Source organism: Limnohabitans sp. INBF003 (assembly GCF_055396645.1).
On sequence record NZ_AP029222.1, the window covers coordinates 1,859,641 to 1,882,143 of the forward strand.

Below are 22,503 nucleotides of genomic sequence, written 5' to 3' on the forward strand. Positions count from 1 at the left end.
ATGCTCGAAGCCAACAAAGGTCAAGCCGAAGAACTCGACGGCCAATTTCTGCACATCGGTATCGTGCAGGCCCGCTTCAACGAATACATCACCAATGCCTTGGCCAAAGCCTGCATCGAAGAACTGCAAGCCCTGGGCGTGACCAGCATCGACCACGTCATGGTGCCCGGCGCACTCGAAGTGCCCGTGGCCCTGCAAGCCATGGCCGAACGCGCTGAATACGATGCGCTGGTGGCTCTGGGCTGCATCATCCGTGGCGAGACCTACCACTTCGAGCTGGTCGCCAACGAGTCGGGCGCAGGCGTGAGCCGCGTGTCGCTCGACTACAACCTGCCAATCGCCAACGCGATTTTGACCACCGAAAACCTGGAACAAGCCATCGTGCGCCAGACTGAAAAAGGCCGTGACGCGGCACGCGTGGCGGTTGAAATGGCCTGCATCATGGACGACCTGGCCGCCGACATGGCCGAGCTGGCCGACGAACTTGACGACGAAGAGACTGCGTGATGACCGACGACAACAGCCACCCGGACGTGTCCACCGAGAGCGCCAAGCCTGCCGCAGGCGGCACGCGCAAATCATCGGCCAAGCCTGCCCGCAGCCGTTCACGTGAATTCGCTCTGCAGGCGCTTTACCAGCACATCGTGGGCCGCAACGAAGCGGCTGACATTGACGTCTTCACACGCGATTTGTCGGGCTTTCACAAAGCCGACTCGGCCCATTACGACGCCCTTCTCTACGGCTGCATCGAGCAAGCCCTGGCGCTGGACGCGATGATTGGCCCCAAGCTGGACCGCAACTTTGCCGAAATTTCGCCCGTTGAACACGCCATCATGTGGATCGGCGTGTATGAAATGCAGCACTGCCTGGACGTGCCGTGGCGCGTGGTCCTCAATGAGTGCATCGAACTGGCCAAGGACTTTGGCGGCACCGACGGCCACAAATATGTGAACGCCGTGCTGGGCGGCCTGGCCCCCGAACTGCGCAGCGCCGAAGTGCAAGCCGACCGCCAATCTGGTCGCGCCAAGTAAAGGCGTGTTGAGCACCATGCGCATCTCTGAGCGCGCCGAGCGCATCGAGCCTTTTTGGGTGATGGAGGTGGCCAAGGCCGCCTCGCAAAAAGCCCGCGAGGTCGCGCACACCGACCGCCCCGTGGTGTTTTTGAACATCGGCGAACCCGATTTCACCGCCCCGCCCCAGGTGCGACAAGCTGCACAGGCGGTCATCGAATCCGGCCAAACCCAATACACCCCCGCGCTGGGCCTGGACGCCCTGCGCCAAGCCATCAGCGACTGGTACGCGCTGCGCTTTGGCGTGCAGGTGCCCGCCAGCCGCATCGTGGTCACCGCGGGTGCATCGGCCGCTTTGCAACTGGCCTGCCTGGCGCTGATCAACCGGGGTGATGAAATCCTCATGCCCGACCCCAGCTACCCCTGCAACCGCCACTTTGTGAGCGCGGCAGAAGGCACCGCTGTGTTGCTGCCCACCACCGCGCAAGAGCGCTTTCAATTGAGCGCTGCCAAAGTGGCCGCCGCTTGGGGCCCCCAAACCCGTGGCGTTTTGCTGGCCTCGCCCTCCAACCCCACGGGCACCTCGATCGACCCGGCCGAGTTGGCCCGCATCGTCGATGTGGTGCGCAGCCGTGGCGGCATCACCCTGATCGACGAGATTTACCTGGGCCTGAGCCACGACGACGCCTTTGGCCAAAGCGCCCTGGCCTTGGGCGACGACGTCATCAGCATCAACAGCTTCAGCAAATACTTCAACATGACCGGCTGGCGATTGGGCTGGCTGGTGGTGCCCGAAGAGCTGACGCCCGTGCTGGAGCGCCTGGCGCAAAACCTGTTTATCTGTGCCAGCACCGTGGCGCAACAAGCGGCTCTGGCCTGCTTTGAGCCTGATAGCCTCGCCGAATACGAGCGCCGCCGCGCCGAGTTCAAGGCCCGGCGCGACTACTTCATTCCGGCCCTGAACGAACTGGGGCTGACCGTGCCCGTGGCCCCCGATGGCGCTTTTTACGCCTGGGCCGATTGCACGGCTGCCTGCCAAAAGCTGGGCCTGAAAGACAGCTGGGACTTTGCCTTTGCCGCGCTGGAACACACCCATGTGGCCATCACCCCTGGGCGCGACTTTGGCACCGACCAGACGGCCCGCTTTGTGCGCTTTTCCACCGCCAACTCGATGGCCGAATTGCAAACCGCCATCGCCCGTCTGAAAGCCTGGTTGCAGCCATGACCGCATCCTCAGAAATCAGCGCCGCATTCCAGCACCCCATCCGCATCTATTGGGAAGACACCGACGCCGGTGGCATCGTGTTTTATGCCAACTACCTCAAGTTCTTTGAGCGCGCCCGCACCGAATGGCTGCGCGCCTTGGGCTTTGGCCAGCAGGTGCTGCGTGACGAATCGGGTGGCATGTTTGTGGTGTCCGAGACCGCCGTCAAATACCATTCACCCGCCCGCCTTGACGACACCCTGGTCGTCACCGCCGAGTTGCAAACCGGCGGCAAAGCCAGCCTGACCATTGCCCAGCGCGCCTACCTGCGCACAACGGACCAACCCGACCGACTGCTGGCCGAAGGCACCATCCGCCTCGGTTGGGTCGACAGCACCACATTGAAACCGGGCCGCATTCCGGCCCCCGTTCTGGAAGCCCTGAAATGAACCAAGACATGTCCATCGTCTCGCTGCTGTTGCACGCCAGTTTTGTCGTGCAACTGGTGGTCTTGCTGCTGCTGGCGATTTCGGTCGCCAGCTGGGCCGCCATCGTGCGCAAACTGGGGGCCATCAAGCGCATCAAAAACCTGAACGAAGAGTTTGAACGCGTGTTTTGGTCCGGTACCAGCCTGAACGAGCTGTTCAACGCGGCCAGCCAAAACGCCAAACTGTCCGGCCCGATGGAGCGCATTTTTGCCAGCGGCATGCGCGAATACCAAAAACTGCGTGAGCGCCACATCAGCGACGCGGGCACCCTGCTCGACGGCGCACGCCGCGCCATGCGCGCGAGCTTCCAGCGCGAGATGGACGTGGCCGAATCGCAACTGGCCTTCCTGGCCTCGGTCGGCTCCATCTCGCCCTATGTCGGTCTGTTTGGCACGGTGTGGGGCATCATGCACGCCTTCACGGGCCTCGCCAGCTTGCAGCAAGTCACGCTGGCCACCGTGGCCCCGGGCATTGCCGAAGCGCTGATCGCCACGGCCATTGGTCTGTTCTCGGCCATTCCGGCCGTGCTGGCCTACAACCGTTTCTCGCACGACGTGGACCGCATCGCCATCAAGCTGGAAACCTTCATCGAAGAGTTCTCCAACATCCTGCAGCGCAGCCTGGGCGGGGCCAACAGCTCGGCCTCGGGCCACTGAAAGGAACGCCATGCCCGCTGTGTCATCCCGGGGCCGTGGTCGCCGCACCATCGCCGAAATCAACATGGTGCCCTTCATCGACGTGATGTTGGTGCTGCTGATCATCTTCATGGTCACCGCCCCCATGATCACGCCCAGCGTGGTGGACCTGCCCAGCGTGGGCAAAGCCGCCAAACAACCCGACAAAGTCATCCAGATCGTGATCCAGAAAGACGAACGCCTGGAATTGGTGAGCGAGGGCAAGACCGACAGCGCCACCCTGCCCAGCGTGGCCGACAGCGTCAAGCGTTTGGTCGGCGACGAGCCAAACACAGCCGTCGTCATCAGCGCCGACCGCACGGTGAAATACGAGACCGTGGTCAAGGTCATGGACAGCCTGCAACGTGCGGGCATTGCCCGCGTGGGCCTGTCGGTTCAGCTGGCCCCTTGAGGATTCGGGTTTGAACGCCAAGGCAGCCCCGCACCTCGAATTTGCACCGCCCCCCCAGCCCGGCGCGGGCCGCGCCTGGCTGACCGCCGGGTTGGTGCACGCGTTGCTGTTCCTGGCACTGGGCCTGGCCACGGCCTGGAAAACCCAACCGCAAACTGTGCAAGCCGAAGCCGAGCTGTGGTCTGCCACACCGCAAGCCGCAGCCCCAAGGCTGCAAGAGCCACCGCCCGAACCGGAGCCGGAGCCAGAACCTGCGCCCCAGCCCAAGCCAGCCAAACCCACGCCACCGCCGCCCCCTGCACCCGATCTGGCGCAAGAGCGTCTTGACGCCCAAATTGCGCTCGAAAAGAAAAAACAACAAGAGAAGAAGAAAAAAGAAGCTGAGAAAGCTGAACAGCTGAAGGCCGAAAAAGAGAAAGCCGCCAAGGAAAAGGCTGAAAAGGAAAAGGCCGAGCTCAAGCGCAAGGAACGCGAGAAGGAACGAGAAAAAGAGCGCGAGAAAGAAGACAAGGCCAAGGAAAAAGCGGCCAAAGAGAAAAAGGCGCAAGAAGAGAAAGAACGCGACAAGAAGAAAGCCGCAGAAAAAGCCAGCGCCGAGAAGGCCGATGCGGCCCGGGCGGATGCGTTGCGCAAAGAAAACCTCAAGCGCATGCAAGGCATGGCCGGCGCTTCGGGTGGCGAAAACGCCACCGGCACCGCGCTCAAATCATCGGGCCCATCGGCCAGCTATGCGGGCCGACTGGTGGGCCGCATCAAACCCAACATCACCTACCCCGGCGATGTGGTGGGCAATGCACGGGCCGAGGTCGAAGTCAAAGTCAGCCCGGATGGCACGATTTTGAGCCGCCGCATTGTGCAGCCAAGCGGCAACAAAGCCTGGGACGATGCCGTCTTGCGGGCCATCGACAAGACAGAAATTTTCCCCAAAGACAGCGACGGCCGGGTGCCGCCTGTGATCGTGCTGGGGTTCAGGCCGCTGGATTGAGTCGCCAGCGATCCTGACTCACAAATCCACCACCACATTGCCCACCGTCTTCCCCGCTTCCACGGTGCGGTGAGCCTCGGCAATTTGCTCGAGCGCAAAACGCGCCCCAATGCTGTGCTGCAGCTGGTTTTGCGCCAGCATGCCCGACAGTCGGTCAACCGCATGCTTTCGGTCAGCGGGTGTCAGGTCGTAGACCAGGAAAAACTTCACGCCCATAGACTGGTACAACCAAGGGCGAAACGGCAAGCTGACGTCCAGCGCGTTGGAGCCGTAGCACACCACCTGGCCATGCGGAGCCAAAGCGCCTTCGGCGGCCCAGCGGGCAGTGGTCGAGAAATCCATGTCGATGATGACGTCGGCACCCCGGCCTTGCGTGAGCGCTTTGACGCGCTCGGGCACCGACTCGGTCTTGTAAAAAATGGCTTCATCCATGCCCGCCGCTTTCGCATGTGCCGCTTTGGCTTCTGAGCCCACGGTGCCGATCACGCGGCCACCGGCCAAGCACACCATCTGGGTGATGTAGTGCCCCACTGCCGATGAAGCCCCGGTGACCAGCACCGTTTGCCCGCGCAAATCACCCGCCAAGCGCTCCGCCAAAATGACCGCCTGCACCGCCGTCAAACCGGGGATGCCCATGCAAGCCCCGGCTTCAAAGTCGACGCCATCGGGCAAAGCCACGGCTTGCGCCTCAGGCAAGGCGATGTATAGGGCGCAGGTGCCCATGGGGCGCTGCCATTGGCCATTCCAAACCCACACACGTTGCCCGACACGCGAAGCCGAGACGCCCGCGCCCACGGCTTCGATCACACCCGCGCCATCGCTGTGCGGCACGACCAAGGGGTCGGTCAACGGCCTGGCCCGGCGCGATTTGACGTCTGACGGGTTGACGCCCGAGGTGACCAAGCGCACCAGCACTTCGCCCGCTTGCGGGCTGGGTGTGGGCAATTCACCCACCTGCATCACGTCTTGGGCTTCGCCGTTTTGGGTGTACCAGGCTGCTTTCATGGTGTGGTCCTTGGGTCGTTTTTGGGGGGTCAGTCGTACACGATCCGCGCCTGCCCCTGATCGGCCTGCGCCATCCAGCTGGCCAGCGCCGCATCCGAGGGGAAGAATTTTGCGGCTTCGCCCAGCGCCAGCTCGGCACGGGCGGCCAGTTGGTCGTTGCTGCGCTCCAGCACCAGGCGCACGGGCAGACCACGCACCAGATCGCCTTGCTCGGTCTGCTCGCGCTGCGCAGGGAACTCTTTGACGATGCGGGCAATGTCGGGCGCACGGCCATTCACAGCCACGCGCAGGTATTTGCCATAGCGGCAACGGGCTACGCCCAGGTCCATGATCTGCTCCATCTTGAGCCGGAAACCGCCCGAGAAACGGTCGGCCTGCATCTTGGCCGTGACGATGATCAGCTCGTCGTCTTTCAGCAAGTGCTTGGCCGAGTTGATCAGGGCTTCGTCGGCAGTGGCCTCCATCACGCCCGATTTGTCGTCGAGCTTGAAGATCGCCACCTTGCCGCGCTGGCCGTTGATGATGCGCAGGTCGCCCACAATGCCTGCCAACACCATCGACTCGCGGCTGTCGATCAGGTCGTCGATCTTGCGGCGGGCAAACTGGCGCACTTCGCGCTCTACGGCGTCAAACAAATGGCCCGACAGGAAGAAGCCCACAGCGGTTTTTTCCAGCAGCAGGCGTTCCTTGATGCCCCAGGGCATGACTTCGACCAGCTCGGGCTCTTGAGTGCTGGAGCCGTGCGAGTCGTCGCCCAGCATGTCGAACAAGCCGCCTTGGTTGGCGTTGGCCGTCGTGGCTGCAGAAAATTCAAACGCCCGGTCGATGCTGGCCGACAAGGCGGCGCGGTTCATGTGCAGCGAGTCAAAGGCCCCGGCTTTGATGAGCGCGTCCACCGTGCGTTTGTTGATACGGGTGCGGTCCACCCGCACGGCAAAGTCAAACAGGCTGGTGAACGGGCCGCCCTCGTTGCGGGCCGCCACAATCGCCTCGATCGCCTGCTGGCCCGTGCCCTTGATGGCGCCCAAACCATAGCGGATGACCTTGTCAGTGACCGGCTCAAAGCGGTGCGTGCCCCGGTTCACGTCGGGCGGGTCGAAGGTGATGCCAAACTTGACCGCGTCTTCGTAGAGCACCTTGAGCTTGTCGGTATCGTCCATTTCCACCGTCATGTTGGCGCAGAAGAACTCGGCGGTGTAGTGCACCTTGAGCCAACCCGTGTGGTACGCCAGCAAGGAGTACGCGGCGGCGTGTGACTTGTTGAAGCCGTAGCCCGCGAACTTTTCCATCAAGTCAAAAACCTCGTCGGCTTTTTCTTCGGTGATGTCGTTCTTGGCCGCACCCGCGCGGAAGATGGCGCGGTGCTCGGCCATTTCTTCGGCCTTCTTCTTGCCCATGGCCCGGCGCAGCATGTCCGCGCCACCCAAGCTGTAGCCACCCAAAATTTGGGCGGTCTGCATCACCTGCTCCTGATACACCATGATGCCGTAGGTCTCGCTCAGCATCTCGGCCACCAGAGGGTGCGGGTACTCGATGACCTCGCGCCCGTGCTTGCGCGCCACAAAGCTCGGGATCAGGTCCATCGGGCCCGGGCGGTACAGCGCGTTCAGCGCGATCAGGTCTTCGAGGCGGCTCGGGCGTGCGTCGCGCAGCATGCCCTGCATGCCACGGCTTTCAAACTGGAACACGGCTTCGGTCTTGCCGTCCGAAAACAGCTTGTAGGTGGCCACATCGTCGAGCGGGATGTTTTCAAAGGCGAAGTTTTCCTGGCCCTTGTGCCGCTTCATGATGAATTCGCGGGCGATCTCCAGAATCGTCAGCGTGGCCAGACCCAAAAAGTCGAACTTCACCAGGCCTGCGGCCTCCACGTCGTCCTTGTCGTACTGGCTCACGGCCGATTCGCTGCCGGGCTGCTGGTACAGCGGGCAAAAGTCGGTCAGCTTGCCCGGCGCAATCAGCACGCCCCCGGCGTGCATGCCGATGTTGCGCGTCATGCCTTCGAGCTTTTGCGCCAGCTCGATCAGGGTCTTCACGTCCTCTTCACGCTCGATGCGTTCAGCCAGGATCGGCTCCATGGCGATCGCGTAGTTGTTCTTGTCGCCCTCTTTGGGCGTGGCGGGTGGGTATTGCAGCGTGACCGACATGCCCGGCTTGTTGGGGATCAGCTTGCTGATGCCGTCGCAAAACGTGTAGCTCATGTCGAGCACACGGCCCACGTCTCGGATGGCCGCACGCGCGGCCATGGTGCCGAAGGTGGCGATCTGCGAGACGGCATCGCGACCGTACTTGTCCTTCACATAGTCGATCACCCGGTCGCGGTTGCCCTGGCAAAAGTCGATGTCGAAGTCGGGCATGGACACCCGCTCGGGGTTCAAAAAGCGCTCGAACAGCAAGCTGTATTGCAAGGGATCGAGGTCGGTGATCTTGAGCGCGTAGGCCACAAGCGAGCCCGCACCCGAACCCCGGCCCGGACCGACCGGGCAGCCATTGGCCTTGGCCCACTGGATGAAGTCACCCACGATCAGGAAGTAGCCCGGGAAGCCCATCTTCAAAATGGTGTTCAGCTCGAACTCCAACCGCTCCACATAGCGTGGGCGCTCGGCGTCGCGTTTGGCTTCGTCGGGGTACAGGTGCTTGAGCCGCGCCTCCAGGCCCTCAAACGAGACGTGGCGGAAATAGTCGTCCACCGACATCACCACGCCATTGACGGGCGGGATCGGGAAGTTGGGCAACTGCGGTTTGCCCAGCACCAAGGTCAGGTTGCAGCGTTTGGCGATCTCCAGCGTGTTGGCGATGGCGCTGGGCACATCGGCAAACAGCGCGCACATCTGCTCGGCTGACTTGAAGTATTGCTCGCGGGTGAAACGGCGCACGCGGCGCTGGTTGGCCAGGATTTCGCCTTCGGAAATGCACACCCGCGCTTCGTGCGCCTCGTAATCTTCGGCGGCGTGAAACTGCACCGGGTGCGTGGCCACCACGGGCAAACCCAAGCGGGCAGCCAGCGCCACGGCGCCCACCACTTGCGGCTCGTCGTCAGGGCGGCCTGCGCGTTGCAGTTCCAGATAAAAGCGGTGCGGAAAAATCGAGCCCAGCTGCAAGGCCACGTCGGCGGCTTTGTCGCTGTCACCCTGCACCAAGGCCTGCCCCACCGGGCCAGCCTGCGCGCCCGACAGCAAGATCAAGCCTTCAGACAGCTCCTTGAGCCAGGCCAGCCTGACCACGGCCACACCTTTGAGCACGTTTTGTGTCCAGGCTCGGGCCAACAATTCACAAATGTTCAGATAGCCTTGGTGGCTTTGCACCAACAGCACCACGCGGCTGATGGCCCCCAGATCACCGCCAAGGCCTTCCAGGTTGATCTCGGCACCCAAAATGGGCTTGACGCCCTTGCCTCGGCCTTCTTTGTAGAATTTGACCCCGCCAAACAGGTTGTTCAGGTCGGTGATGGCCAGCGCGGGCTGGGCATCTTTGGCCGCGATCTTGACCACATCGTCGATGCGGCAAGTGGAGTCAACGACAGAGAATTCGGTGTGAAGGCGCAAGTGGACGAACATAGCCTGCCATTGTAGAAGGTCACCCTGCGGCAAAAGGTATGCCTATCTGTGGGTGGCTGCCCCTGCGGCCGAAGGTTTGCAGATTCAGTCGCGCAGCACCTGCAACACATCCGACCGGAATTCGCGCCCGTAAAGGATCAGCACCACCAAAGCCGTGCCCATGACCAGCGCCAGTGGCGAGAAAAACCAGGCCATGGCGGCAAACGAAAAGTAATAGGCCCGCAAACCATCGTTGAAGGTCTCGGCTGCGGCGCTGACCAAGTTGCCCGCACGTTCGGCGAAGTGTTGACGGTCAAAGCGCTTTTCGATGAACTCTTCTGGCGGAGGCATGGCACCAATCACCAGCGCCACAAAGGTGTACTGCCGCATGGACCAGGAAAAACGAAAAAAAGCATACACAAAGATGCCCACCAGCACCAGGATCTTGAACTCGAACACGAGGATCGGGGTGGGCTGGGCGAACGGGATTTCGCGCACCAGCTCGGCCGCTTTGTCGGTGGTGCCCAACAGCGCAAACAGACCACCGATGATGATGATGCTGGTGGAGGAGAAAAACGCTGGCGTTTGCGAGAGGTTTTGCGTGATCAGGCCATCGAGCATGCGCGGATCACGGCCCGTGGCCTGCATCATCCACAGCTGGCGATAGCGGTTGGTGGTGGCGATCAGGCTCTGGTCACGCAAGCCACGGACCTTGGCGATCCAGGCGTAACCCACCCACAACGCAAAAAACGAAAACAAGGCCAACCAATCGGCCCAAGGCAACATCGAGATGATTTTCATGCCGTCATCCTAGCAAGTGCCGGGCCTGGGTTGGTGTCTCCGGGCGATATCAATCGAAAAAAAAGCCAGGACGATGGGCACCGTCCTGGCTTTTGGATGGGCTTTAGCCCAAGGATCAGCCGCGCAGCTTGGCGGCCACAGCGGCCACGCGCTCACCGTAGGCTTTGGCGGTGTCCAGGTCACCCTGGGGGATGTCTTCGGCGGGGCTGGTTGGGCCGACTTGGGCCATCAGGCCGGAGTTGGAGCCGATGCGGTTGATGGTGCCGTCGTTCATGGCGGGCTGACCGACCCAGACCATGCCTTGCTGCATGGCCAGTGTGATGAAGTACTGGATGGTCGACAGTTTGTCGCCGCTGGGGCTGGCCGAGATGGTGAAGCCGCCGGCCACCTTGTCTTTCCAGGCACTGGTGAACCAGCGCTTGGATGTGGCGTCGGCAAATTTCTTGAACTGCCAAGAAGCCATGCCCATGTAAGTGGGCGAGCCAAAGATGATGGCGTCGGCTGCGTCCAGGGCGGTCCAGTCGGCGTCAGAAATGTTGCCATCGGCGTCGATGGTCACGAGTTGGGCGTTGGCGCCTTGGGCCACAAATTGGGCCACGCGTTGGGTGTGGCCGTAGCCGGAATGGAAAACAACAACAGTTTTAGCCATGAGAAAGACTCCTTAAAAAAGACAGGGGGAACAGAGGGTGAAAAAAATCAGGCGGCCAGATCGAAGACCAGCACTTCGGCATCCTGGCCTTGGGTCAATGCCAACGAAGACTCGGCTTGCAGCATGGCCGCGTCACCTGCGTTGAGCTGCTGGCCATTGACCAGCAAGCTGCCGCGCACCAAAAACACATAGGCCTTGCGGGCAGGGTTCAAAGCCAAGTTGGCGCTTTCTGAGCCATCCAACAGCCCGGCATACAGGCTCGCATCGGCATGGATTTTGACGGTGTAATCGCCCGCTTCGGGGGCGGCCACCAGCGCCAATTGCCCGCGTTTGGCCGATTCGGGCACAGTTTTCTGCTCATAGCTGGGGTCGATACCCGTCACATTGGGCTCGATCCAGATCTGCAAAAAGTGGGTTTGCTCACCCTCGGCATGGTTGAACTCGCTGTGGCGCACACCGCTGCCCGCGCTCATGCGCTGCACATCACCGGGCGGAATGCCCTTGACGTTGCCCATGCTGTCCTGGTGGGCCAGGTTGCCCGACAGCACATAGCTGATGATTTCCATGTCGCGGTGGCCGTGGGTGCCAAAGCCGGTGCCGGGGGCAATGCGGTCTTCGTTGATGACGCGCAGATTGCCCCAGCCCATGTGGGCCGGGTCGAAGTAGCTGGCAAAAGAAAAGCTGTGGAACGACTTGAGCCAGCCATGGTCGGCGTAGCCGCGTTCGGAGGATTTGCGCAAGGTCAGCATGTTTTTTTCCTGAGTGATGGAGTAGGACTTTAAAGAATGAACATGTCAGTAAGGTGCAATACATTTGCCGCCATCATTCAAATTATTTGAAATAAAATAGATTGATCATGCAAAGTCCCAAAGATTGGCTCACGCCAGATGCCCTGTTCATGCTGCAAACCATCGACGAGCAAGGCAGTTTTGCCGCTGCCGCACGCAAGCTGAACCTGGTGCCCAGCGCCCTGACCTACCGGGTACGGCAACTCGAAGACGCGCTGGATGTGCTGCTGTTTGACCGCAGCTCGCGCCAGGCCCGGCCCACCGCTGCAGGGCATGAGTTGCTGCGCGAAGCGGGCCGATTGCTGCAAGACATTGACGCCGTGGCCAACCGGGTCAAGCGCGTGGCCACCGGCTGGGAAGCCGTGCTGACGGTGGCGGTGGACAGCATCGTCTCGCGCAGCGTGGTGATGGATTTGTGCGAAGCCTTTTTGGCACTGAACAGCCCCACCCGATTGCGCATTCGCCACGAAACCCTGTCGGGCACCATGGCGGCTTTGACCTCGGGGCAAGCCGATCTGGCCTTGGGGGTGGCGCTGGGGCAGCACATGGCAGCCGACATCCAGCACATGGCGCTGGGCGAGGTGCCTTTTGTGTTTGCCGTGGCACCCCAACACCCGCTGGCCCAAGCGGCCGAGCCTTTGGGCGATGCCCTGCTGCTGCAGCACCGCATGGTGGCCGTGGCCGATTCGGTGCAACGCGGCAGTGGCCTGACGGTGGGTCTGCAAGGCGGCCAAGACGTGTTCACCGTGCCCGACATGCAAAGCAAACTGCAGGCACAGCTGCGTGGCTTGGGTGCCGGTTTTCTGCCCCAAAGCCTGGCTGCGCCGCATGTGCAGCAAGGCCGGTTGGTGGTGAAAAAAACCGACCAATCCCGCTTGAGCCCGGTCCACGCGGCTTGGCGCGACAGCCGACTGAGCCCGGCCGGCCACGCCCTGCTGTGGTGGACAGCGCAGCTGGACAAACCTGCCACGCGCCAGGCTTTGCTGCAAGAGATTGAGTTGCACAAGGTGCATTGGTACTAACCCACCCGGACAACATGCAAGCGCTTTTCTCGGCTAAAGTCAAAGTATGACTACACAACACATCGCCATCATTGGAGTCGGCCTGGCCGGCGTGACCTGCGCACGCACATTGCGCCAAGCCGGTCACAACGTCACGCTGTTTGAGAAAAGCCGGGGTTTGGGTGGGCGCATGTCCACACGCGCCAGCGCTTTTGGCAGTTTTGACCATGGGGCCCAGTACTTCACGGTGCGCGACCCTCGCTTTGAGCTGGCGATTGGCACCGCCCCTGGTGTTTGCAAACCTTGGAGCGCCAACGCCGTGCGCGTGCTCGACCCCAATGGCCGCGTGATCGAAGCCGGCTTGCCGGGTGGCGAGCGCCATTGGGTGGCCACGCCTGGCATGAACGGCTTGGTCAAAGCCTGGGCTGCCCCCTTGGTCGAGGACGGCAATGTGCAATTGCAAACCCGGGTCACCCAGATCATGGCGGACCCGCTGAAGAAAAACGGCTGGCAGCTGCAGACTGAAACCGAAGACGGCGGTCAACACATCTTTGCCGGGTTCGACAAAGTCATTCTGGCCATTCCACCCGCTCAAGCCACCGCCTTGTTGAATGCATCGGGCCTGAGCGCCTTGGCCACACCTTTGAACGGCGTGCGCGTTGACCCCTGCTGGACCTTGATGCTGGCTTACCCCCAAGCTGTGCAACCCGACTTGATCACGCTTGGCCCCCAATGGAATGCCGCACGCAGCACACACCACCGCATCGCCTGGATGGCGCGTGAATCGTCCAAACCCGGGCGCGAACGCATCGAGCGATGGACCGTGCAAGCCAGTGCGCCCTGGTCGGCCGAGCACGTCAACGATTCACCCGAACGCATCACCGGCAAGCTGATCAAGGCCTTTGCCGAGATCACCGGCATACGCGCCACGCCCGCCCACGCCGAGGCCCACCGTTGGCTGTACGCCAAAACGGCGCAGCCGCTGGGCCAAAGTTTCTTGTGGTCCAAAGCACAAGGCATTGGCCTGTGCGGTGACTGGTGCCTGGGCCACCGCGCCGAAGACGCGTTTGTCTCCGGCCTGGAGCTGGCTTTGGCGGTGCTCCAAAAACGCTGATCGCCGATGGCATTGGGGTACACAGGCCGGTTTGCGCCTTCGCCAACCGGCCTTTTGCATGCGGGATCGCTGGTTGCAGCGCTGGCCAGCTGGCTGGATGCACGCGCGCACGACGGCCAATGGCTGGTGCGCATCGAGGATGTGGACACCCCGCGCTGCGTGCCGGGGGCAGACAAAAGCATCTTGCAGCAGCTGGCGGCCTGTGGGCTTTTGTCCGATGCGCCGGTGCTCTGGCAAAGCCAACGGGGCAGCACGTATGAAACCGCCTTGCAGACACTGATCGACAAAGGTTGGGCCTACCCCTGCGGCTGCACACGCAAAGAAATTGAAGTCATGCAAACCGGCACCGTGGCACGCCATCAGGCGGCCGTGTACCCGGGCACCTGCCGTGCGGGGCTGAATGGCAAGCCGGCCAGGGCCTGGCGCCTGAATGTGCAGGCCGTGCAAACCGCCCTCGGCTTGCCCGAAGTCACGCATTGGCAAGACCGGTGTTTGGGCCTGCAACAACAAAACGTGAGTGCAGAAGTGGGCGACTTTGTGCTGCGCCGCGCCGATAGCCTGTGGGCCTACCAGCTGGCGGTGGTGGTGGACGACGCCGCGCAAGGCATCACCCATGTGGTGCGCGGGGAAGATCTGGCCGACAACACGGCGCGGCAAATCGTGCTGCAACGCGCCTTGGGCCTGCCCACGCCTCAATACCTGCACACGCCTCTGGTGCTGGGCACCAATGGCGAAAAACTCAGCAAGCAAAACGGGGCGCTGGCGCTAGACCTGCAAACGCAGCAAGCTGCTTTGTCAGCACTCCAGAGTGCGGCGCAAGTGCTCGGCTTGCCGCCTGTACCCGCACCATGCACGACAGCGCAAGCACTTGAAAAGTGGACGGCACTGTATCGATCGGAAAACAAGTTTTTGGCGAACGCTGCGCCCTCGCCGCGATAATCACAGGCTTTGCATACACACCCTGCACCTCCATGACGACGCCTGAAGACTCCACGACCGCCCCGGCCACCGAAGCCCAAGATGCCAAAGAAGCCCCCTTCATGCGCACCATCAAGACCTATGTGCTGCGGGCCGGGCGCATGGGTTCGGGCCAAGTGCGGGCGTTCGAGCAATTCGGCCCCCAGTTTTTGATCCCCTACAGCGCTGAGCGCCTGGACGTGCAGGCGGCCTTTGGGCGCAGCGCACCCTTGATTTTGGAAATCGGGTTTGGCATGGGCGACGCCACCGCCAAGATCGCGCAGGTGCGCCCAAATGACAACTTTTTGTGCTGCGAGGTGCATGAGCCTGGCGTGGGTGCCCTGCTCAAGCGTTGCGGCGAAGCGCAAATCGACAACATCCGCATCGTGCAGCACGATGCGATCGAGGTCATGGACAACATGCTCGGCCCGGACAGCCTGGACGGCGTGCACATTTTCTTTCCGGACCCCTGGCACAAAAGCCGCCACCACAAGCGCCGCCTGATCCAGTCACCCTTCATCCATCGCCTGGCACAGCACATCAAGCCCGGTGGCTACCTGCACCTGGCCACCGACTGGCAGCCTTATTCCGAGCAAATGATGGGCGTGCTCCGCGCCGAGCCCTTGCTGGTCAACACCAGCGACGCAGCAGATGGATTTGCCACCAAGCCCGACTACCGCCCGCTCACCAAATTTGAAAACCGGGGTTTGAAGCTCGGCCACGGCGTGTGGGACCTGGTGTTTCGCCGCGTCTGACATGACCCAACCGGGCCAAGGCGCTGCGTTGCCCATGCGTGATGGCGTGAGCGCCAGCGTGGTGTCGGTGCCAGCAACAGGCTGCACCAACGTGCTCGATTTTCTGGCCACGCGCATGCCGGGCATTGCCCGCAGCGAATGGGCGCAGCGCTTGCAGCAAGGCCTGGTCTTGCATGAAAACGGCCAAGCCGCCCTGCCCGACCAAGCGGGCCTGCCGGGTCAACGCTTTTATTACTACCGCAACGTGGCCAACGAACCCCGGCTGCCCATGCAAGCGCAGGTCTTGTACGAGGACGATCACCTCCTGGTCGCGGACAAGCCCCATTTCATGCCGGTCACGCCGTCCGGCCCTTATGTGCAGCAAAGCCTGCTGGTGCAACTGAAGCGCCAAACCGGTTATGCCGATCTGGTTCCGCTGCACCGCATTGACCGCGAAACGGCGGGCTTGGTGCTGTTTGGCAAACGGCTGCAAGAGCGCGACGCCTACCACGCCCTGTTTCGGGACAAGCAGATTCACAAGACTTACCACGCCGTAGCGGCCTTTCAGCCCAGCCTGAGTTTGCCAAGGCAACACAGCAGCCGCCTGGTGCCGGGCGAGCCGTTTTTCAGAACCCAAGAAGTGCCCGGCCAAGCCAACAGCGAAACCCGCATCAGCCTGCTGAAAACCGATGGCAAGCGGGCGCTGTACCAGCTGGAACCAGTGACCGGCAAACGCCACCAGCTGCGGGTGCACATGCTGTCGCTGGGCATGCCCATCGAGGGCGACCAGTTCTACCCCACCGTGCTGCGCGGCCCGGACGAGGCCGACGACTTCAGCCAGGCCTTGCAGTTGCTGGCTCAGGGTATTGCGTTCACCGATCCTGTCACGGGTCGTGAATTTTCAATCACCAGCCATTTGTCATTGCGCTTTGGGTAACACAAGCGCTGATGCTGGCGAGCCGTCATTGCCCTCGGACTTGAGCTGCTGCAAATGCGCCTGCGCTGTGCGGGCCGCAGCCTGCACCACAGAGGGCGCCACCTTGGCACGCAGCAGCACAAAGAACCCCAGCAACAAGGTGGCCAGAAATTGCCCTTCCTGCACCGTGTCCACTGTTTGAACGATGCTCCCATCTTGGCGTGCACGGTCCAACGCATGGGTGAATGCAGCGCTGATGCGCGCCACATGCTGGTGCACAAACAACTGACTGCCGGGGTCATCGGCACCACGTTCTGTCGCGCAATTGCACATGAAGCAACCCAGCTCTGTGCCCGGCTCACCGGCTGACGCGGCAAAGCCTTCAAACATGGCTTCAATCTGGGCCAAGCCAGCCTGAGCCGACTCCAACGCCCTGAAATGCTGGTCCACCACCTCTTGAGCGTACAAATTGAGCGCTGCCTCGTACAGGTTTTGCTTGTTGCCGAACTCGGCATACAAGCTGAAGCGGTTCACGCCCATTGACTCGACCAAGGCCTGAGTGGAGGTGCCATGAAAACCATCGCGCCAGAAAAGGGCCATGGCTTTTCTCGCGATCTCATCGCGTTCGTACTTTTTGTTACGTCCCAATTTTTTATCCTGAATTCTTTGTGATTATAATTTCTAACCGATCAGTTAGAAAAAAGGAATGATCATGAAAAACTTCAAACAGCGTTATGGCCAATGGGCCTTGGTCACCGGAGGCACTTCGGGCATTGGTGCCGCCATCGTGCGGCAACTGGCCGCAGAAGACCTCAATGTGGTGATGGTAGCCCGCAACACCCAGAATCTGGAAGCACAAGCCGCACAGCTGCGTCAACAAAGCCATGTCGAGATTCGCACCGTTTCGGCCGACCTGATGACCCCGGAAGGTCTGAACCAGGTGCTTGAAGCCACCCGCGATTTGCAAATCGACATGCTGGTGCCCTGCGCGGCCATTGAAACCATGGGGCTTTTTGTAGATTCGCCGCTGGAGCGACACCAGCAAATGCTGCAAATGAACGTCGTTGCGCCCATGACGCTGGCGCGGCATTTTGGCGCAGGCATGGCGCAACGCGGACAAGGTGCGATCCTGTTCGTTTCCAGTCTGTCGGGTTGGATGCCGCAGCCCTTCATGGCGCAATACGGTGCCACCAAGTCTTACGTGATGGGCTTGGCTGCCGGGCTGCACTTCGAGATGAAAGACCAAGGCGTGGATGTGTCCGTGCTCTCGCCCGGCCCGACCGACACACCGATGGCCGCAGCCACCGACATCGACTTCGCGTCCATGGGCATGAGCATCATGCGTCCGGATGATGTGGCCGCTTGCGGCTTGGCCGCGCTGGGCCGCAGGCTGGACGCCGTGCCCGGTCCTCGCAACAAGGTGATGGCCTTCATGATGAGCCGACTCATGTCACGCGGACTGGCCGGCGCCATGTTCAAGATGATGATCGGTCGGGCCCTCAAAAAAGCCTGAGCCTCGTTCCGATCAACAAAAATCCCCCGCTATCACTGCGGGGGATTTTCATTTTCAGCCCTTGATTTCCGTCGCCGTGATCGTGTACTTAAAGACATCGGGCGTGTAAGAGTCCAGACGGCCTTCGGCGGTTTCGGCCACCGGGTACATCAAGAAGTTCACCACGCCGCCTTTGGCACCGGGCAGGCTCACATCGTGCGCGGTGTTCCAGGCCATCCAGTTGCCTTCCCAGCCGCCAAACAGGTGCTTGTAAACCGGGGCCACCACAGGGTGGTCGGTCTTTTTGATCCAGTCGGCGGTTTCCAGGCGCATGACCTTGGCCACATCGGCCGGGTCCATCGCCACCCAGCCATGGGCTTGCAAATACACCTCGGCGCGGCAGTGCTGCGCACCCTTGAGGCTGGTTGGATTGCCTGACAGCTCTTTGTAGCCAAAGGCCGAAGGGGCCAGGCGGATGCCGTACACATCGCGTGCAGGCAAGCCCACAGCGCGGCACAGGCCCACAAACAAGGCATTCAAATCCGCGCATTTGCCACCCAGATTGCCGGTTTCCAGCATGGTCTTGATGTCACCTTCGCCACAACCCCGGGTCTTGGGGTCACGGAAAGCGTTGGTCACCACCCAGTCGTAAATCGCACGGGCTTTTTGCTCGTCGGTTTTGGCCCACTTGGTGGCTTGCAACGCGGTTGTGCGAACGATGCCGTCGGTGGGCAGCAGGCGCGTGGGGCGGGTGTAGTGGCGCAAGGTGTCGGCGCTCTCGGCCACAAAGCTGCGGCCAGCGGTCAACTCGGCGGCCCGGTTTTGGGTCTGCACACGGCTGGTGACTTCGATCACCGGGGTGATGCCCGCAGAAAATTCGGCGTAAACGAAGCGCGCCCCTTCGACCAGGTCACTGCCCATGCGGGCTGTGCCGTTGCTGCTGAAACGTGTGTCCAGCGAATGCTGCCAGGAGGTGTCCACGCTGGGCACGGGCAACCAGACACGGGTGGCTCCGGCAGGGGCGGCGATCTCGACCCGGGTGGTCACATCAAAGGTGCGCCAGGTGCCGACTTCGGGGGCAAAGCGGCGTTCAGCCGGTGCGGTGGTTTGGGCGTGCAGCCAAGAGGGGGCTGCGAACAGGGCACCCAAAGCGGCGCCTCCTTGCAGCAAAGAGCGGCGAGCGGTGGTCATGGAAAGAACTCCGGAAATGAGGGTGAGACCTGTCGGCACATACAAGGCGGCCATGCAAAACCGCCAATGCCCCGAAGGCAGGTCGCCCGACGCAAAGCACGCAAGGCCCGGCGATTATCACCGAGCCTCAAAAACCCCGATCAGGCTTCACCGTGCTTTGCTGGGCTGTGCTGGCACAGCTTGAGGCGCGCGGGTGCGCCCAGCGCCCGACACATCCTGCAACCAGGCCTGCGCCTCAAGACCTTGCCAGTCCACCTCGCCCACCACACGCCAACGCGCCCGGCCGTCCGGGCCCATCAAGATGGTGGTCGGGTAAATCCGCACGCCCCACTGTCGCGTCAAATCGCCTTGCGGGTCCAGCACCACCGGAAAATCCAGATGCTGCGCCGCCACAAAGCGCCGCACCGTGCTGGCGGCTTCCTTGATGTTGATGCCGATCACCACCGGCTTGCGCGCATCGGTGTTGTGCAGGGCTTGCAAAGACGGCATTTCTTCTTTGCAAGGGCCGCACCAGGTGGCCCAGAAATTGAGCACCACCACCCGGCCCTGGAGGTCGGCGCTGGTCCAGCGCTGGCCCGTCAGGTCCACCACATCGATCTTGGGCGTGGCTTGCGACCGGGGCCATGGGGTTTTGTCGAACTGGGCGTGGGCCGAAAGCGCCGTTGAGCTCAACAGGCCTGCAAGCAAGACCTGCCAAAGCGATCGCGCAAAGGGCTTGGCGTTGCCCCACCTTGGTCGGCGGATTTTGTAGGAGGCAGCCCCTGCTGCCGAAGGGTGGCTCACCACAAGCGTCTGAAGCTGTTGAACCCTTCGCGAGCAGGGGCTCGCTCCCACAGCGACGCCAGTGACGGCATCAGACCCGCTCGGTCACCCAGGCCTGCACGCTGGCCATGGCTGCGGGCAGTGCCGCTGCGTTGGTGCCACCGGCCATGGCCATGTCGGGCTTGCCGCCGCCTTTGCCGCCCACTTGGCCAGCCACAAAGTTGGCCAGCTCACCGGCCTTCACTTTGCCCGTGCTGTCAGCGGTCACGCCGGCAGCGATCTGGACCTTGTCGCCATCGATGGCGGTGAGCACGATCACGGCAGCGGTCTTGAGCTTGTCTTTGAGCTTGTCCATGGTGTCGCGCAGGGTCTTCGCGTCTGCGCCTTCGAGCTGGGCCACCAGGAGCTTGATGCCCTTGACGTCGACCGCCTGGGTCAACAGCTCGTCGCCCTGGGCCGAGGCCAGCTTGCCTTTGGCGGCAGCCAGTTCTTTTTCGAGCGCCTTGACCTGATCCAGCACCTGGGCGATTCGGTTGTTCAGCTCAGCAGGCTGGGCCTTGAGCGCGCCTGCGGCTTGGGTCACGGTGTCTTCGAGCGACTGCAGATAAGCCAAGGCGTTCTCGCCGGTCACGGCTTCGATGCGGCGCACGCCAGCGGCCACACCGCCCTCACCCACGATCTTGAACAGGCCGATGTCGCCTGTGGCTTTGACGTGAGTGCCACCGCACAGTTCGCGGCTGGAACCGATGTCGAGCACGCGGACGGTCTCGCCGTACTTCTCGCCAAACAGCATCATCGCGCCGGTCTTCTGGGCGCTTTCGATGTCCATCACGCGGGCTTGCGCCGCAGCGTTGGCCAAAATTTCGGCGTTGACTTGGGCTTCAATCTGGCGGATTTCGGCATCGGTCACGGGGGCGTTGTGCGCAAAGTCAAAACGGGTGCGCTCGGCGTTCACCAAGCTGCCCTTTTGCTGCACATGACTGCCCAGCACTTCACGCAAGGCCTTGTGCATCAGGTGGGTGGCGCTGTGGTTGCGCACGGTGGCGGCGCGTAGGCCCAAGTCCACATGCGCCTGCACCGCGTCGCCCACTTTCAGGCTGCCGGATTTGACTTCGCCATGGTGGCCAAACACATCGGCCTTGATCTTGAGCGTGTCGGCCACATTGAACTGACCGCCCGCGTTGTGGACCATGCCCTGGTCGCCGACCTGACCGCCCGACTCGGCGTAGAACGGTGTCGTGTCCAGCACAACCACACCGGCCTGACCGGCTTTCAGCTCGGTGACGGCGTTGCCATCGGCGTACAAAGCCAGCACTTTGGCGTTGGCCGTCAGGTCGTCGTAGCCCACAAAATCGTTGCCAGCGCCGGTGTAGTCCAGCGCCTTGTCCATCTTGAACTTGCCTGCTGCGCGAGCCTGGGCCTTTTGCTTTTCCATGGCGGCGGCAAAGCCCGCTTCATCCACGCTCAGATTGCGCTCACGGCACACATCGGCCGACAAATCAAGCGGAAAACCATAGGTGTCGTGCAGCTTGAACGCCACTTCGCCAGGCAGCACTTTCACGCCACCTTCGAGGGCCGCATCCAGAATTTGCATGCCGCTTTGCAGCGTCTCAAAGAAACGCTCTTCTTCGACACGAAGGATGTCGGTGATGCGGTCGGCCTGATCGGCCATGTTGGGGTAAGCCGCGCCCATGAGCTTGACGAGGTCAGGCACCAGCTTGTGGAAAAACGGGGTTTTCTGGCCCAGCAAATACCCATGGCGAATGGCACGGCGCACGATGCGGCGCTGCACATAGCCACGGCCTTCATTGCTGGGCACCACGCCATCGCTCACCAAAAATGCGGTGGCGCGGATGTGGTCGGCGATCACGCGCAGCGATTTGTTGTTCAGGTCGGTGCAGCCGGTTTCACGGGCAGCGGCCTTGATCAGCGCATCAAAAATGTCGATTTCGTAGTTGCTGTGAACGTGCTGCAAGATTGCAGCCAGGCGCTCCAGGCCCATGCCGGTGTCCACGCAAGGCGCGGGCAGCGGCGTGACGGCACCGGTTTCGTCCATGTTGAACTGCATGAACACGTTGTTCCAGATTTCGATGAAACGGTCGCCGTCTTCTTCTGGGCTGCCGGGTGGGCCGCCGGGGATGTGGGCACCGTGGTCGTAAAAGATTTCGGAGCAAGGGCCGCATGGGCCGGTGTCGGCCATCATCCAGAAGTTGTCGGACTTGTAGCGACCGCCTTTGTTGTCGCCAATGCGGATGATGCGGTTTTCGTCCTTGATGCGCTCAGGTGTCCAACCGGCTTTGACAAAAATGCCCTCCCAAATGGCATAGGCTTCATCGTCTTCCATGTAGACGGTGGCATACAGCTTGTCGGCGGGCAGCTTGTAGACCTCTGTCAGCAGCTCCCAGGCCCATTGCAGCGATTCGCGCTTGAAGTAGTCGCCAAACGACCAGTTGCCCAGCATCTCGAAGAAGGTGTGGTGGCGGGCGGTGTAGCCCACGTTTTCCAGGTCGTTGTGCTTGCCACCGGCGCGCAGGCAGGCCTGCACGGACGCCGCACGCACATACGAGCGCTTGTCAGAGCCCAAAAACACGTCCTTGAACTGGACCATTCCCGAGTTGGTGAACATCAGGGTCGGGTCGTTGCCCGGCACCAAGGGGCTGGACGCCACCACGGTATGGCCCTTGGACTCGAAAAAGTCCAGAAAGGTCTTGCGGATATCGGCAACGGAAATAACGGGTTGGCTCATGGGGTGTTTTCGCTCAAAGTGCAACCGTGCATTATAAGTTT

The 22,503-nt window shown here is 61.9% G+C and carries 21 protein-coding genes and 1 pseudogene; 13 read left to right on the forward strand and 9 right to left on the reverse strand.

Annotated features, from left to right (window positions below; translation table 11 throughout):
* From ribH to tolA, 7 genes and pseudogenes are all read left to right on the forward strand, one after another.
* Positions 1-507 (forward strand): 6,7-dimethyl-8-ribityllumazine synthase, encoded by a 507-nt coding sequence (ribH, locus tag ACZ5VE_RS08450; protein ID WP_464454751.1) that lies wholly within the window; start codon positions 1-3, stop codon positions 505-507.
* A 59-nt stretch (positions 508-566) separates the two neighbouring features.
* Positions 567-1,031: pseudogene (gene nusB / locus ACZ5VE_RS08455) on the forward strand (transcription antitermination factor NusB); the annotation flags it as partial.
* A gap of 16 nt (positions 1,032-1,047) precedes the next feature.
* Positions 1,048-2,235, forward strand: coding sequence for a pyridoxal phosphate-dependent aminotransferase (locus ACZ5VE_RS08460; protein ID WP_464454752.1), 1,188 nt, complete (start codon positions 1,048-1,050; stop codon positions 2,233-2,235).
* The gene (locus ACZ5VE_RS08465; RefSeq protein WP_464454753.1) at positions 2,232-2,663 is read left to right on the forward strand and encodes a YbgC/FadM family acyl-CoA thioesterase; all 432 of its coding nucleotides are present in this window, start codon (positions 2,232-2,234) and stop codon (positions 2,661-2,663) included. The genes ACZ5VE_RS08460 and ACZ5VE_RS08465 overlap by 4 nt, the downstream gene beginning before the upstream one ends.
* Positions 2,660-3,358: a protein TolQ gene (gene tolQ / locus ACZ5VE_RS08470; RefSeq protein WP_108287184.1), complete on the forward strand. Its 699-nt coding sequence runs from the start codon at positions 2,660-2,662 to the stop codon at positions 3,356-3,358. The genes ACZ5VE_RS08465 and tolQ overlap by 4 nt, the downstream gene beginning before the upstream one ends.
* Before the next feature lie 10 nt (positions 3,359-3,368).
* Positions 3,369-3,788: a protein TolR gene (gene tolR / locus ACZ5VE_RS08475; protein ID WP_464454754.1), complete on the forward strand. Its 420-nt coding sequence runs from the start codon at positions 3,369-3,371 to the stop codon at positions 3,786-3,788.
* A gap of 10 nt (positions 3,789-3,798) precedes the next feature.
* Entirely contained in the window at positions 3,799-4,773 is a 975-nt protein-coding gene (gene tolA / locus ACZ5VE_RS08480; RefSeq protein ID WP_464454755.1) for a cell envelope integrity protein TolA, read from the forward strand.
* 18 nt (positions 4,774-4,791) lie between these two features.
* On the opposite strand, the gene ACZ5VE_RS08485 is transcribed toward tolA, so the two are convergent.
* From ACZ5VE_RS08485 to ACZ5VE_RS08505, 5 genes are all read right to left on the reverse strand, one after another.
* On the reverse strand, positions 4,792-5,778 hold the full coding sequence (locus ACZ5VE_RS08485; RefSeq protein ID WP_464454756.1) for an NADPH:quinone reductase: 987 nt from the start codon (positions 5,776-5,778) through the stop codon (positions 4,792-4,794).
* A gap of 29 nt (positions 5,779-5,807) precedes the next feature.
* On the reverse strand, positions 5,808-9,332 hold the full coding sequence (dnaE, locus tag ACZ5VE_RS08490) for a DNA polymerase III subunit alpha (RefSeq protein WP_464454757.1): 3,525 nt from the start codon (positions 9,330-9,332) through the stop codon (positions 5,808-5,810).
* Positions 9,333-9,416: 84 nt separating this feature from the next.
* The gene (locus ACZ5VE_RS08495) at positions 9,417-10,112 is read right to left on the reverse strand and encodes a DUF599 domain-containing protein (protein ID WP_464454758.1); all 696 of its coding nucleotides are present in this window, start codon (positions 10,110-10,112) and stop codon (positions 9,417-9,419) included.
* A 115-nt stretch (positions 10,113-10,227) separates the two neighbouring features.
* Entirely contained in the window at positions 10,228-10,761 is a 534-nt protein-coding gene (locus ACZ5VE_RS08500; RefSeq protein ID WP_464454759.1) for a flavodoxin family protein, read from the reverse strand.
* A 47-nt stretch (positions 10,762-10,808) separates the two neighbouring features.
* Complete coding sequence (locus tag ACZ5VE_RS08505) at positions 10,809-11,510, reverse strand: pirin family protein (protein WP_464454760.1); 702 nt, start codon at positions 11,508-11,510, stop codon at positions 10,809-10,811.
* Positions 11,511-11,617: 107 nt separating this feature from the next.
* On the opposite strand from ACZ5VE_RS08505, the gene ACZ5VE_RS08510 reads away from it, so the two are divergent.
* From ACZ5VE_RS08510 to ACZ5VE_RS08530, 5 genes are read left to right on the forward strand one after another with little or no spacing between them, the layout of a single operon-like run.
* Positions 11,618-12,571: a LysR family transcriptional regulator gene (locus tag ACZ5VE_RS08510; RefSeq protein ID WP_464454761.1), complete on the forward strand. Its 954-nt coding sequence runs from the start codon at positions 11,618-11,620 to the stop codon at positions 12,569-12,571.
* A 46-nt stretch (positions 12,572-12,617) separates the two neighbouring features.
* The gene (locus ACZ5VE_RS08515; RefSeq protein ID WP_464454762.1) at positions 12,618-13,664 is read left to right on the forward strand and encodes an NAD(P)/FAD-dependent oxidoreductase; all 1,047 of its coding nucleotides are present in this window, start codon (positions 12,618-12,620) and stop codon (positions 13,662-13,664) included.
* 6 nt (positions 13,665-13,670) lie between these two features.
* On the forward strand, positions 13,671-14,603 hold the full coding sequence (gene gluQRS / locus ACZ5VE_RS08520) for a tRNA glutamyl-Q(34) synthetase GluQRS (RefSeq protein ID WP_464454763.1): 933 nt from the start codon (positions 13,671-13,673) through the stop codon (positions 14,601-14,603).
* 32 nt (positions 14,604-14,635) lie between these two features.
* Positions 14,636-15,376, forward strand: coding sequence for a tRNA (guanosine(46)-N7)-methyltransferase TrmB (gene trmB / locus ACZ5VE_RS08525; protein WP_464454764.1), 741 nt, complete (start codon positions 14,636-14,638; stop codon positions 15,374-15,376).
* 1 nt (position 15,377) lies between these two features.
* Positions 15,378-16,292 carry a pseudouridine synthase gene (locus tag ACZ5VE_RS08530; RefSeq protein ID WP_464454765.1) on the forward strand — a complete coding sequence of 305 codons (915 nt, stop codon included), beginning with the start codon at positions 15,378-15,380 and terminating at the stop codon, positions 16,290-16,292.
* Here ACZ5VE_RS08530 and ACZ5VE_RS08535 read toward each other — a convergent pair.
* Positions 16,275-16,919 (reverse strand): TetR/AcrR family transcriptional regulator, encoded by a 645-nt coding sequence (locus ACZ5VE_RS08535; RefSeq protein ID WP_464454766.1) that lies wholly within the window; start codon positions 16,917-16,919, stop codon positions 16,275-16,277. The genes ACZ5VE_RS08530 and ACZ5VE_RS08535 overlap by 18 nt on opposite strands.
* 64 nt (positions 16,920-16,983) lie before the next feature.
* Between ACZ5VE_RS08535 and ACZ5VE_RS08540 the strand changes: the two genes are divergently transcribed.
* Complete coding sequence (locus ACZ5VE_RS08540) at positions 16,984-17,784, forward strand: SDR family NAD(P)-dependent oxidoreductase (RefSeq protein WP_464454767.1); 801 nt, start codon at positions 16,984-16,986, stop codon at positions 17,782-17,784.
* A 54-nt stretch (positions 17,785-17,838) separates the two neighbouring features.
* On the opposite strand, the gene ACZ5VE_RS08545 is transcribed toward ACZ5VE_RS08540, so the two are convergent.
* The 3 genes from ACZ5VE_RS08545 to alaS form a co-directional block, all read right to left on the reverse strand.
* Positions 17,839-18,954 carry a transglutaminase-like domain-containing protein gene (locus ACZ5VE_RS08545; protein ID WP_464454768.1) on the reverse strand — a complete coding sequence of 372 codons (1,116 nt, stop codon included), beginning with the start codon at positions 18,952-18,954 and terminating at the stop codon, positions 17,839-17,841.
* Between the two features lie 147 nt (positions 18,955-19,101).
* Entirely contained in the window at positions 19,102-19,737 is a 636-nt protein-coding gene (locus ACZ5VE_RS08550) for a TlpA family protein disulfide reductase (protein WP_464454769.1), read from the reverse strand.
* A 70-nt stretch (positions 19,738-19,807) separates the two neighbouring features.
* Entirely contained in the window at positions 19,808-22,462 is a 2,655-nt protein-coding gene (gene alaS / locus ACZ5VE_RS08555) for an alanine--tRNA ligase (protein ID WP_464454770.1), read from the reverse strand.
* Positions 22,463-22,503: the final 41 nt, after the last annotated feature.

Bases quoted from the DNA above. Each gene is read 5' to 3' on its own strand.
- ribH (WP_464454751.1), top strand. From the start codon at position 1: ATGCTCGAAGCCAACAAAGGTCAAGCCGAAGAACTCGACGGCCAATTT.
- ACZ5VE_RS08500 (WP_464454759.1), bottom strand. From the start codon at position 10,761: ATGGCTAAAACTGTTGTTGTTTTCCATTCCGGCTACGGCCACACCCAA.
- ACZ5VE_RS08495 (WP_464454758.1), bottom strand. From the start codon at position 10,112: ATGAAAATCATCTCGATGTTGCCTTGGGCCGATTGGTTGGCCTTGTTT.
- ACZ5VE_RS08510 (WP_464454761.1), top strand. From the start codon at position 11,618: ATGCAAAGTCCCAAAGATTGGCTCACGCCAGATGCCCTGTTCATGCTG.
- ACZ5VE_RS08505 (WP_464454760.1), bottom strand. From the start codon at position 11,510: ATGCTGACCTTGCGCAAATCCTCCGAACGCGGCTACGCCGACCATGGC.
- ACZ5VE_RS08515 (WP_464454762.1), top strand. From the start codon at position 12,618: ATGACTACACAACACATCGCCATCATTGGAGTCGGCCTGGCCGGCGTG.
- ACZ5VE_RS08530 (WP_464454765.1), top strand. From the start codon at position 15,378: ATGACCCAACCGGGCCAAGGCGCTGCGTTGCCCATGCGTGATGGCGTG.
- dnaE (WP_464454757.1), bottom strand. From the start codon at position 9,332: ATGTTCGTCCACTTGCGCCTTCACACCGAATTCTCTGTCGTTGACTCC.
- ACZ5VE_RS08545 (WP_464454768.1), bottom strand. From the start codon at position 18,954: ATGACCACCGCTCGCCGCTCTTTGCTGCAAGGAGGCGCCGCTTTGGGT.
- tolR (WP_464454754.1), top strand. From the start codon at position 3,369: ATGCCCGCTGTGTCATCCCGGGGCCGTGGTCGCCGCACCATCGCCGAA.
- ACZ5VE_RS08485 (WP_464454756.1), bottom strand. From the start codon at position 5,778: ATGAAAGCAGCCTGGTACACCCAAAACGGCGAAGCCCAAGACGTGATG.
- ACZ5VE_RS08460 (WP_464454752.1), top strand. From the start codon at position 1,048: ATGCGCATCTCTGAGCGCGCCGAGCGCATCGAGCCTTTTTGGGTGATG.
- alaS (WP_464454770.1), bottom strand. From the start codon at position 22,462: ATGAGCCAACCCGTTATTTCCGTTGCCGATATCCGCAAGACCTTTCTG.
- gluQRS (WP_464454763.1), top strand. From the start codon at position 13,671: ATGGCATTGGGGTACACAGGCCGGTTTGCGCCTTCGCCAACCGGCCTT.
- ACZ5VE_RS08540 (WP_464454767.1), top strand. From the start codon at position 16,984: ATGAAAAACTTCAAACAGCGTTATGGCCAATGGGCCTTGGTCACCGGA.
- ACZ5VE_RS08465 (WP_464454753.1), top strand. From the start codon at position 2,232: ATGACCGCATCCTCAGAAATCAGCGCCGCATTCCAGCACCCCATCCGC.
- trmB (WP_464454764.1), top strand. From the start codon at position 14,636: ATGACGACGCCTGAAGACTCCACGACCGCCCCGGCCACCGAAGCCCAA.
- tolQ (WP_108287184.1), top strand. From the start codon at position 2,660: ATGAACCAAGACATGTCCATCGTCTCGCTGCTGTTGCACGCCAGTTTT.